The 12,168-nt window shown below is 37.7% G+C and carries 8 protein-coding genes; 5 read left to right on the top strand and 3 right to left on the bottom strand.

All coding sequences use genetic code 11. The annotated features are described in order from the left end of the window. Window positions 1-18 precede the first annotated feature (18 nt). Both ACY2RT_RS08285 and ACY2RT_RS08280 read left to right on the top strand, forming a co-directional pair. On the top strand, window positions 19-1,119 hold the full coding sequence (locus ACY2RT_RS08285) for a TFIIB-type zinc ribbon-containing protein (protein WP_490155440.1): 1,101 nt from the start codon (window positions 19-21) through the stop codon (window positions 1,117-1,119). Then, entirely contained in the window at window positions 1,119-1,844 is a 726-nt protein-coding gene (locus ACY2RT_RS08280; RefSeq protein ID WP_490155439.1) for a metallophosphoesterase family protein, read from the top strand. Before ACY2RT_RS08285 ends, ACY2RT_RS08280 begins: the two co-directional genes overlap by 1 nt. Before the next feature lie 68 nt (window positions 1,845-1,912). Here ACY2RT_RS08280 and amaB read toward each other — a convergent pair whose 3' ends face one another. The 3 genes from amaB to ACY2RT_RS08265 form a co-directional block, all read right to left on the bottom strand. After that, entirely contained in the window at window positions 1,913-3,466 is a 1,554-nt protein-coding gene (gene amaB / locus ACY2RT_RS08275; protein ID WP_490155438.1) for an L-piperidine-6-carboxylate dehydrogenase, read from the bottom strand. Window positions 3,467-3,563: 97 nt separating this feature from the next. After that, on the bottom strand, window positions 3,564-4,100 hold the full coding sequence (locus tag ACY2RT_RS08270; protein ID WP_490155437.1) for a 3-hydroxyanthranilate 3,4-dioxygenase: 537 nt from the start codon (window positions 4,098-4,100) through the stop codon (window positions 3,564-3,566). Between the two features lie 66 nt (window positions 4,101-4,166). Beyond that, window positions 4,167-4,670: a CAP domain-containing protein gene (locus ACY2RT_RS08265; RefSeq protein WP_490155436.1), complete on the bottom strand. Its 504-nt coding sequence runs from the start codon at window positions 4,668-4,670 to the stop codon at window positions 4,167-4,169. A 201-nt stretch (window positions 4,671-4,871) separates the two neighbouring features. On the opposite strand from ACY2RT_RS08265, the gene ACY2RT_RS08260 reads away from it, so the two are divergent. The 3 genes from ACY2RT_RS08260 to ACY2RT_RS08250 all read left to right on the top strand — a co-directional run bounded on the left by ACY2RT_RS08260 (window position 4,872) and on the right by ACY2RT_RS08250 (window position 12,048). Then, complete coding sequence (locus tag ACY2RT_RS08260) at window positions 4,872-5,942, top strand: isoaspartyl peptidase/L-asparaginase family protein (protein ID WP_490155435.1); 1,071 nt, start codon at window positions 4,872-4,874, stop codon at window positions 5,940-5,942. Between the two features lie 3 nt (window positions 5,943-5,945). Next, the gene (locus ACY2RT_RS08255) at window positions 5,946-6,257 is read left to right on the top strand and encodes an antibiotic biosynthesis monooxygenase family protein (protein ID WP_490155773.1); all 312 of its coding nucleotides are present in this window, start codon (window positions 5,946-5,948) and stop codon (window positions 6,255-6,257) included. 226 nt (window positions 6,258-6,483) lie between these two features. Beyond that, entirely contained in the window at window positions 6,484-12,048 is a 5,565-nt protein-coding gene (locus tag ACY2RT_RS08250) for an alpha-2-macroglobulin family protein (protein WP_490155434.1), read from the top strand. The last annotated feature ends 120 nt before the right edge of the window (window positions 12,049-12,168 follow it).

Raw genomic sequence — 12,168 nt, 5'->3', positions numbered from 1 at the left:
TTTTCTTTTAAAGAAACTATGCAAGAGACCACTCCACAAGAATCTGAACTTAAAAAACCCTGCATTAATTGTGGTGCAGAGTTATTGTATGCTCCTGGCACTACCGAATTGAAGTGCGAATACTGTAGTTACACCCAGGAAATTACTCCTTCAGAAAATGGTTTTGAAGAGTTAGAGCTAAAGCCCTATTTAGATGAATTAGGTTCGCAGTCACATAGTGAAGAGATTACCATGTTGCACTGTAAAAACTGTGGTGCTCATCAACATATTGAGGAACATTACAAATCTTTACACTGCGTCTATTGCAGTATGCCGCTTATTGTGGAAGATATGTATAAAGAGGACTGGATATTTCCGGGTGCTGTGTTACCCTTTCAGCTAGATCAAAAAAAAGCACATGAAATTTTTCAGAAGTGGGTTAGCGGACTATGGTTTGCTCCAAATAACTTAAAAAAAGCGGCTATAGACCCACAAAACACAAAAGGATTGTATTTACCTTTTTGGACATTCGATGCTCAGTTATTTGCAGCCTATACGGGCCAGCGTGGAGATTACTATTATGTGAGTGTACCTTATACCACAACCGTTAACGGCAAGACGGTTACTCGCACCCGACAAGAACGTCGTACCCGTTGGTCCCCTGCATCAGGCACAATTAATGGTTTTGTAGACGATACCCTGATCAAAGCATCTAAACAGCGATCTGGAGTGATCCCATCTAAAATTGCCCGGTGGGACCTAAAAAAATTACAGCCTTTTGATAGCAGCTATCTCGCAGGTTTTGTAACCGAAAAATACACGATTCCTCTTAAAGAAGGTCATTTGAAATCTAACAAAGAAGCTCGAAAAATAGCAGACCGTTGGGCACGAAGAGATATTGGAGGAGATACACAAAGGATTACTTCAATTACTATGAACCTAAGTAACGAAACCTTTAAGCACATTTTACTTCCGGTGTATGTAAGTGCTTATCGTTTTAAAGGAAAGCGCTATAATTTTTTTGTAAATGGGCAGTCAGGAGCACTCTCCGGGCAACGACCCTATTCATTCTGGAAAATATTTTTCCTTGTGGTATTTATTATTGCAATACTTAGTACTATAGTTTTACTTTTACAATAATGAGCGCATTTGTTATAGGAGACATTCACGGCGGCCTTCGCGCTTTAGAGCAAGTATTAGGATATTTGAAAATTACTTCGGGGGATCGCTTTATTTTTGTTGGTGATTATGTAGATGGCTGGAGTGAGTCTGCTGAAACAATTTCATTTTTAATTCATTTTTCTGAAAAATATGACTGCGTCTTTTTGCGTGGGAATCACGATGAACTACTCTATAATTTTCTGAAGTATGATGACAATAACCCCATGTGGTTACAACATGGAGGGGAATCCAGCAAAGTAAGTTATTCAAAACTTTCTGAACAAGAGAAGAAATCGCATATTTTGTTTCTGGAGAGTCTTCATAATTATTACATCGATGATGAAAATCGCTTGTTCTTGCATGCAGGTTTTACTAATATGCACGGTCCTCAATATGAATATTATCCTAACTTGGTGTATTGGGATCGTACGCTATGGGAAATGGTGTGTACTATGGATCATACGGTATCTAAAGAAGGCGATAAATATCCTAAGCGCCTCAAGCTATTTAACGAAATTTATATTGGACATACGCCCGTTACCCGAATTGGGCATACAAAACCTGTGAATTTTGCAAATGTCTGGAATATAGATACCGGTGCTGCATTTAAAGGCCCTCTTTCTGTTATGGACATTGATACAAAACAGGTTTGGCAAAGCGATGAAGTCTGGCAGTTATATCCTGATGAAAAAGGGAGAAACTAATTTGTTTGCAAAAAGAGGACATAAAAAAACCGCTTCAGTTGAAGCGGTTTTTAAGATTTATTTTAATACTATAGATCAAATTTAATTCCTTGTGCCAGAGGCAACTCTGTTGTATAATTGATCGTGTTAGTCTGGCGGCGCATATACACTTTCCATGCATCACTTCCACTCTCTCGGCCACCTCCGGTATCTTTCTCACCACCAAAAGCACCACCAATTTCTGCTCCGGAAGTTCCAATATTTACATTAGCAATCCCACAGTCACTACCTGCAACAGATAAAAATCGTTCTGCTTCACGTAAATTATTGGTCATAATAGCTGATGATAATCCTTGTGTAACTCCGTTTTGAATGTCCAAAGCATTTTCTACACCTCCACTGTATTTCAACAAATACAATACAGGTGCAAAGGTTTCATGCTGAACTATTTCAAAGTTATTGTTTGCTTCAGCTATTGCAGGTTTTACATAACATCCGCTTTCATATCCTTCTCCTTCTAAAACACCACCTTCAACAATTATGTTTCCTCCTTCTTCCACTACTTTTTCCAAAGCATTTTGATACATTCTTACGGCATCTTTGTCAATAAGAGGTCCTACATGATTGTTCTCATCTAAAGGATTTCCTATTCGTAATTGTTCATAAGCAGCAACTACGGCATCTTTTACTTTATCGTAAATGCTTTCATGGATAATAAGACGTCGTGTTGATGTACATCGTTGTCCGGCTGTCCCTACGGCACCAAATACGGCCCCTATCACAGTCATTTTAATATCGGCGTCCGGAGTTACAATGATAGCATTGTTTCCTCCTAATTCCAGTAAAGATTTTCCAAGGCGTTCTCCAACGGTTCTACCAACAATTTTTCCCATTCGGGTGGATCCTGTGGCAGAAATCAAAGGAATCCGTTTATCTGTGGTCATGTATTCTCCTACTTTATAATCTCCATTTACCAAACAAGAGATTCCTTCCGGTAAATTGTTTTCAGCAAATACTTTTGCAGCGATTTTTTGACAAGCCACTCCGCATAAAGGGGCTTTTTCAGAAGGTTTCCAAACACATACATCTCCACAAATCCAGGCTAAAGCTGTGTTCCATGCCCAAACAGCTACCGGAAAGTTAAAAGCAGAAATTATTCCAACAATCCCCAGTGGGTGGTATTGCTCATACATGCGGTGTCCGGGGCGTTCAGAATGCATGGTAAGTCCGTGTAATTGTCTTGAAAGTCCTACGGCAAAATCACATATGTCTATCATTTCCTGGACTTCACCCAGTCCTTCCTGATAACTTTTCCCCATTTCATAGGAAACTAATTTTCCAAGAGGTTCTTTTAACCTTCTAAGTTCTTCTCCAAATTGGCGCACTACTTCCCCACGCTGTGGAGCAGGTATTACACGCCAGCTCTTAAAAGCTTCGGCGGCTTTCTCTATTACTTTTTCGTAATCTTCTTTAGTAGTAGTGGTTACTTTTCCAATTAATTTTCCGTCTACGGGAGAATATGAAGCTATTTCTTCTCCATTGGAAAACCAGTTGCTTCCTGTGGATGTACCTTTATTGGTTTCTTTGATCCCAAGTTGTTCCAGTGCTTCTTCTATCCCAAAAGATGTTGCTACAGTTGACATAAATATAATGAGTTTTTATTCGCAAATTATTGAGGTGCGAAGGTACACAATAGTAAGAAGATTTTGAAATGAATATGAAGGTCTTTCAGAATAAAAATCAATCTGCTGTAAATCGGGGGTCTGTCTCCATAACTGTCCCGCAATTACTACAGGTACGAAGTTCTTCACTCCCGTAAAATTTTTCAAAATGTTTAAAGAAATCTGTCTCTACATCTTGCAATGTAAAATAAACTTCATGTAATTTTGTATTGCAGTTATCACAAAACCATAAAAGGCCGTCTTTACCTTCCAGATCATTTCTTTTACGTTCTACCACTAATCCAATGGAATTCTCTCCCCTGGCCGGTGAATGAGGAACCTTGGCCGGGTGCAGATACATATCACCGGGACCTAACTTCATAGTGCGTTTTTGCCCTTCATCTTGTACATGAACTTCTATTTCACCTTCAAGTTGGTAGAATAATTCTTCTGTTTCATTATAATGATAGTCCTTACGGGCATTAGGGCCCCCAACAATCATCACAATATAATCGCCTGCTTCTTTGTAGAGGTTCTTGTTTCCTACCGGGGGTTTAAGCAGTTCCCGGTTTTCATCAACCCATTTATTTAAATTGAAAGGTTCTTGAATAGCCATTACCGTATTTTTATTGTTTGCATAAAAATACGGTAAAAGCTTTAAAAGAAAAAGAGATGAGTAATTTTACTTTCTATAGAAAAGTTGTGTAAAATAATATTTTCCTTCAGAAGATTTCATAATTCCAAAACCGGAATGTGTGTAATCGCCTTCAATGATTTCTCTGTGGCCTTCACTATTTAACCAAGCCGTAACAACTGCTTCGGAAGTAGTATAACCAAATGCAACATTTTCACCAACAACTTTTGCTCCTCTTTGTTTTAAGGCTTTAGAGCGAATACTAAAATTATCATGGTTGATCTTTTCAATGTCGATCATATATTGGGTATGATCAACTGCATAAGCAGATGCGTATTGCTGATCTTTAATAATTTCTGAAAGACCCATTGACACTCGGTGTTCATTAATAAGAACAAGTATCTCATCAGCTATTTTCCAGTCGGTTTCCTGAGCAAGGTTAAGATCTATAGAATAATTAACTTCTTCTGAAGCAACACCTTCGTCTTTTTGACAAGATGTAACAAGGCACATAAATACCATAGCCAGTAGGCTAGTTTTTAGTAGGTTCATAATACGGGGGGCATCAAATTTGGGGCATGATGCTGAGTCAAATATAATAAATATTCTTACAAAAAATGCTTTTAATCGAATATTTATTGCTTTTAATCGATTATATAGCAAGTATTAGTCTTAATTTCCTACAATAAAAACCTTGATAACCTATAGAAAAACAGGAGATTTTGGGCTATATTAGTATGCTAATAAAAAAATATGAATAAAATTAAATTTTTAACGCTTTTCATCGGATTTTTTGTGCTTTTTAGCTGTAAAAATGATTCTAAATCATCGGAAAAGACTTACAAAAAAGACAATATTGTTAAAAACAAAGGTGAAAATTTTGGTATTGTCATTCATGGTGGGGCTGGCACTATCTTAAAAGAAAATATGAGTGATTCTTTAGAAATTGCATACAAAGCAAAATTAGAAGAAGCCATAAGAGTAGGTCATGAAATTTTAAAAAATGGGGGCACTGCTATGGAAGCAGTTACAAGAACCATTAATATAATGGAAGACTCGCCGCTATTTAATGCCGGCAAAGGCGCTGTATTTACTCATGAAGAGACAAATGAACTGGATGCTTCTGTAATGGACGGCGCTACTTTAAATGCAGGTGCTGTAGCAGGAGTGACTCGTGTTAAAAATCCTATCGACCTTGCTTTAGCAGTAATGAATGATTCGCCTCATGTGATGTTAAGTGGTAAAGGAGCCGAAACCTTTGCCGAAGAAAAAGGTTTTCAATTGATCGACCCTTCTTATTTCTATACTGAAAATCGTTTTAGATCATTACAACGTATAAAAGAAAAAGAAAAAACAGAATTGGATCACAATGGCAAAACAGCATTTGCAGATCCTTTTATTAAGGCATCGAAATTTGGAACTGTAGGTTGTGCCGCTCTTGACAAAAACGGAAACCTGGCAGCAGGAACATCTACAGGGGGAATGACCAATAAACGTTGGAATCGTATTGGTGACTCGCCAATTATTGGTGCAGGAACCTATGCAAATAATGCAACCTGTGCCGTATCTTCTACAGGTTGGGGCGAATATTTTATTCGGGCTATGGTCGCTCACGATATTTCTGCATTAATGGAATACAAAGGACTTTCTTTGCAAGAAGCAGCCAGTGAAGTGATCCAGAAAAAAGTTCCTGCATTAGGAGGTGACGGAGGCGTTGTTTCCATAGACAAAGACGGAAATGTTGCTATGGAATTCAATACTGCAGGGATGTATCGTGCACATATGAATGCAGAAGGGAAACTATTCATTGGAATTTATAAATAAAGAATACTATTGAAAACACCTTATTACGCCGTTATTTTTACCAATATGCAAACCGAAGATACCAACGGTTATGCAGAAATGGCTGAACGTATGGAACAGCTTGCAAAACAGCAACCTGGATACTTGGGGTTTGAACATGCCAGAAGCGACCTTGCAATTACTATTAGTTATTGGGAAAGCCTGGAGGCAATAAAGAACTGGAAAGCAAATCTGGATCATTTAGAAGCCCAAAAATTGGGAAAAGAACGTTGGTATCAATGGTATAAGACCCGTATTTGTAAAGTAGAACGCGAGTATGAATTTTCAAAAGAATAGTTTTTAGTAAAATACTTTTAACTTCAGCCTTTTTGTTAAACTCTTCATAAATGTTAAAATTTAATATACGAAGCAGATTCCATTCCCGTTGAAAGAAAACCACTTCCCCCTAAAAGACAGAAAAGTTACTCTTTTATTGCCTCTTTGTTGAGGTTTTAATCCTGACTTTGCTATTGCTTTACAATACTTTTACTGTACTTTTAATAATGTTTTAAAACCATCATTCATGAAAAATCTGCATCGCTTATTCGCTTTTGCCATAGTAATAATTCTTTCCTCTTGTGGCGGCAAAAATGATCCTTCAGAAACCGATAATCTTTTTAAGTTTAAGGAATATATAAGTTACAATACCTACGGAAATCAATCTATTGCAAGTCCCATTCGTATTGAGCTTTCACAGTATTTAGATGAATTTGACATCACTCAGGAACTTCCTTCAGAATATTTAAAAATAAATCCAAAAACGAAAGGAAAACTTATAATAGAAAACGGAAGCACCTTACTATTTCAACCTACAGAGTATCTAAAGCCTGATACCGAATATACTGTTACTGTCAGGTTGAGTGAGCTGTATGAGGATATTGAAAAAGAGTTTAAAAATTACACTTTCAGTTTCAAGACCATTACGCCAAACTTTAAAATAGATCTGGACAATTTACAGTCCTACAGCAAAAAATGGCAATATGTAAATGGAACATTGGAAGCTTCAGATCTAATTTCATTGGAAAAAGCAAAACAGTTGGTTTCAGTAAAACAAAACAAGGAAAAGCTAAAAGTTAAATGGGCTGCAGAAGGCGGTTATGCCCGTTTTTTTAATTTCACAATTGACAGTATTCAAAGAAAAACAGACGATTCGGAAATCGAAATAAGTTGGGATGGAAAAGCTATTAACAGTGATACAAAAGGAACTAATAATTTTGCTATTCCCGGACAGAACAATTTTACAGTTGTAGACGTAAAAAGCTCCCTTTCCCCTCAAGCTTCTCTTTCCGTTAATTTTTCTGATCCAATAAAAGAAAATCAGAATTTTGCAGGATTGGTGGCTATCGAAAATACTGCCAATCTCCGTTTTGAAGTAGATGGAAATGTCTTGCATGTTTACCCTCCTAATCGTGTCACAGGAAATGTTCGTGTCACCATTTTTAATGGAATTAAAAACACCGAAAATTTTGGGTTGAAAAAGGAGTTTTCCGAACTTGTATCTTTTGAACAGCTGAAACCAGCCATAAAGCTTATCTCCAGTGGGACTATTTTACCTAATGCAACTTCCACACCTCTTTACTTTGAAGCAGTAAATCTTTCAGCCGTAGATATTCGGGTCGTAAAGATCTTTGAAGACAATATGCTTCAGTTTTTACAATCTTCAAACCTCAACAACCCCAATTATTATGATATTCGGAAAGTAGGGCGAAGAGTTGTCAAGAAAACCATTGACCTCCAGGGAAATAGCATTGGTGATAATGGATTGTGGAAAGCATACGCGATTAATCTTTCAGAATTTTTCAATGCAGACCCCGGAGCATTATACCGGATTGAGATTAGTTTCAAAAAAGAATACAGTAATTATGATTGTGATGTTGTAAATACAGAAGTTTCACAAGATGGCGATGAATATTACGAAGACGAATACTATTATGAGGAAGATTACGGTGATATCGAAATGGGAGATGAAGATGAAAAAGAAGAGCGTTATTGGGATAATGAATTATACCGCTGGCGAAATTATACGTATAATTGGCAGCAACGGGATAATCCATGCCATGAAGCATACTATAATGAAGATCGTGTTATTAGCACAAATATTTTAGGAAGCGATCTGGGGCTAATTTTAAAAAAGGGAAGCAATCGCACCTATCATTTTGCCGCAAATAACCTACTCACCACTGAACCTGAAAACGGTGTAAAAATTAAACTTTTCAATTATCAGCAACAACTCATAGGAACGATAACAACAGAGGTTGACGGACTCACTATTTATGATAGTGACAAAACTGCTGCTTTTGCTATAGCACAAAAAGGAAACAACTATGCCTATGCAAAACTGGAAGATGGGAATGCGTTATCACTTAGTAATTTTGACGTTTCAGGGCAACAATTACAAAAAGGATTAAAAGGATTTTTGTATACGGAAAGAGGTGTACATCGCCCCGGAGACCCTATTCATTTAACTTTTGTACTTAATGACCTGGCGAATCCGTTGCCAAAAAACCACCCTGTAAAACTGGAAGTAACAGATGCCAGAGGGAAATTAGTCCTGCGAAATGTTGTAAATACCGGAGTGAATGGATTTTATTATTTCCCTGTTAAAACAGAAGCTTCTGCACCCACCGGAAATTGGAATGCAACAGTAACTGTAGGGGGGGTGCAATTCAATAAAAGTTTAAAAGTTGCTACCATTAAGCCCAACCGCCTTAAAATAAAACTTGATTTTGAAGATGAAACGCTTGATGCCAGTAAACCCGTAAAAGGTACAGTTACCGGTCTTTGGCTCCACGGAGCTCCTGCCCGTAATCTAAAAGTTGAAATGAGTGCCACGTTAAGAGCGACAAGCACTGCATTCGACAAGTTTAAAAAATACAATTTCAATGACCCTATTAGAACTTTCGATGAAGTTGAAATTCCTGTAGCAGACACAAAATTATCTGCAGAAGGAATCGCTTCTTTTTCTGAAAATTTTGAGATCAGTAATAAAGCTCCAGGGATGTTAAAAGCCACTTTTTTAACTAAAATGTTTGAAGGTGGGGGTGATTTTTCAATAGATGTTTTTTCAAAAAATTTAGCCCCTTATAGTCATTTTGTAGGCTTACGATCTCCCGAAGCACATCGGTACGGCTCTTATTTTACAGATGAAAATACTGTTTTTGATATTGCTTCTGTAGATGCCCAGGGAAAGGCTAGTGGACATAGAGAAATTGAAGTAAAGGTCTTTAGAATAGAATGGCGTTGGTGGTGGAACAGAAGCCGAGACAATCTTTCTCGCTACGAAAGCTCCAGTATACATCGCCCGGTAAAAGAATTTAAACTTACAACCAATGGCAATGGAAAGGCAAACTTCACACTCAACATTCCTGAAGATGATGGTGGTCGTTACCTCATTAGGGTGATCGATACACAATCAGGTCATGCTACCGGGCGCATCACTTATTTTTATAGAAATTGGTGGAAAGCACCTGTGGATGGCGATTCTGAAAGCTCAAAAATGTTAGTCTTCTCAGCAAACAAAGAGAAGTATACTGTAGGAGAAGAAGCGACAATTACATTTCCTTCCGGTAGTAAAGGACGTGCATTACTGAGCGTTGAAAATGGTACTGAAGTATTATCCACATATTGGATTGAAACCAATAAAGGAGAGACAAAAACAACGGTAAAGATTACAAAAGAAATGGCGCCCAATGTGTACGTAAACATTTCGCTGTTACAACCTCACGAACAAACTAAAAATGACCTTCCTATCAGATTGTATGGAGTAATTCCAATTTTAGTTGAAGACCCTGCAACAGTATTACATCCAAAATTAGAGATGCCGGAAGTTTTAAAGCCAGAAGAAAGGTTTGTCGTAAAAGTTTCAGAAAAGGACAACAAACCAATGACCTATACTATTGCAATGGTAGATGAAGGCTTGCTTGACCTTACGCGTTTCGTTACACCAAAAATTCACGAAGCATTTTATACCCGTGAAGCTTTAGGAGTTAAGACATTCGATGTTTACGATTATGTTATTGGTGCTTACTCCGGAAGTGTAAATAATATTTATGCCATTGGTGGTGGCGATGAAGCTGCAGGAGCTAAAAACCGAAAAGCGGATCGTTTTAAGCCTGTAGTAAAGTATTTAGGCCCTTTTGAATTGAAAAATGGTGAAAAAGCATCTCATGAGATTACCATGCCTAATTATATTGGTTCCGTTCGTACTATGGTGATTGCCGGAGAAAACCCTAAAGGCTCTTATGGAAAAACAGAAAAAACAACTCCGGTTCGGAAACCATTAATGGTGTTGGCCTCTCTGCCGCGTAAATTGTCTCCAGGCGAAAAAGTTACACTTCCCGTGACTGTATTTGCAATGGAGCAAAAAGTGAAAAACGCAGTTGTTTCTGTAAAGGTAAGTAATGCTCTGAGGCCTGTTAATGGAGTAACAAAAAATATTTCTTTTTCCGAGCCCGGTGAACAAATTGTCAATTTTGAATTTGAAGTGCTTCCGGCTAAAACATTGCAGACTATTGAAGTGGTTGCTTCCGGAAGTGGTGAAACTGCAAGTTACAAAGTAGAAATTGATGTGGAAAACCCAAATCCGATTTCTCAAAAAACTGTTCAGTATACGCTTTCAGAAAATGGAAAAGAGACAATCGATTTTGAAACGTTTGGTGTATCCGGAAGTAACGGTGCCCTATTAGAATTTTCCACCTTACCTCCTATGAATTTTGGAAAACGTCTGGAATATTTAATACGGTATCCACATGGTTGTGTAGAACAAACTACTTCTGCAGCATTTCCACAGTTATTTCTAGCCGATGTATTCGACATTACATTCGATAAGAAAAAAGAAATGCAAAAGAACATTGAAGCTGCAATTAAAAAACTAGGATCATTTCAGAATGGCAGTGGTGGTTTAAGCTATTGGCCGGGCGAAAGCGAATCTAACCAATGGAGTACTAACTACGTTGGGCATTTTATGTTAGAAGCCAAGCAAAAAGGGTATGCTTTACCAATTACTTTTATGAGCAATTGGTTAAGGTATCAACAAAATGCGGCACGCCAATGGAGAAATAGTAATACACGATACAATTCTAGCCTAATACAGGCGTACCGATTGTATACCTTAGCGTTATCCGGACAACCGGAACTTGCGGCAATGAATCGTCTGCGTGAATCCAAACATATGAGTAATGATGCCAAATGGCGTTTGGCAGCTGCTTATGCGCTTGCCGGTAAAAAGAATGTTGCAATGCAGATTGTACAAACAGCAAATATCGATTTTCAACCTCAGCGATATGATTATTATACCTATGGATCTCCTTTTAGAAATAAAGCTATGGCGCTGGAAACCATGGTGGCATTAGAAGATCCTAAACAACGTGAAGTAGCTATTTCTTTAGCAAAAGCACTATCATCGCAGCGATGGTATAGCACACAAGAAACCGCGTATGGATTAATGGCCATGGCAAAGATGGTCAACAAGAATGGTGGAAAAGCGATGGAGCTTTCGTTTACTCAAAACGGAAAAGTAACAACGGTGAAAACAGATCGTGCTATTGCACAGCGTGAAATTGGAATTTCGATGGGGAAAAATGCTGTGACGGTAACCAATAGTAAAGGAAATGTGGTATATGTTACTTTGGTTCAAAAAGGAAAATTACCATTAGGTAAGGAACTTACCGAGCAACGTAATATTACTGTAAAGTCACAATATTTAGATGGAGAAGGCAATCCGTTAGCTATTTCAAAATTGCGCCAGGGTACTGAAATTACTACCAAAGTAGTAGTTACAAATACTTCCGGTGATTATATTGATAATGTGGCCCTATCACAAATCTTTCCGAGTGGGTGGGAGATTGTAAATACCAGTTTTACTGAATTAAGTGGAGGTGCAAAAGGCAATGCGCGCTATACTGACATTCGTGATGACAGAGTAAATTTCTATTTTGATCTTAGTTCAAAAAAATCAAAAACCTTTACGGTAAAATTAAATGCTTCTTATTTAGGCAATTATTATTTGCCGGGTGCTCAAGTTGAAGCAATGTATGATAATGCATATTATGCCCGTAATAAAGGACAATGGATCGAGGTAGAACAATAATAACTGTCATTCAGAGCGAAGCGAAGAATCTTTTTAACAAATTGACATCTTTCGGTTTATTCTGAATGACAAAACAAGTAGCTTTTGAATAATAGCAGGCAACATATCATTTCCAAAATC

Source organism: Ulvibacter sp. 2210JD10-4, assembly GCF_058148525.1.
Note: the sequence above shows the minus strand (reverse complement) of the source record. Positions and strands in the feature narration are given on the sequence as shown.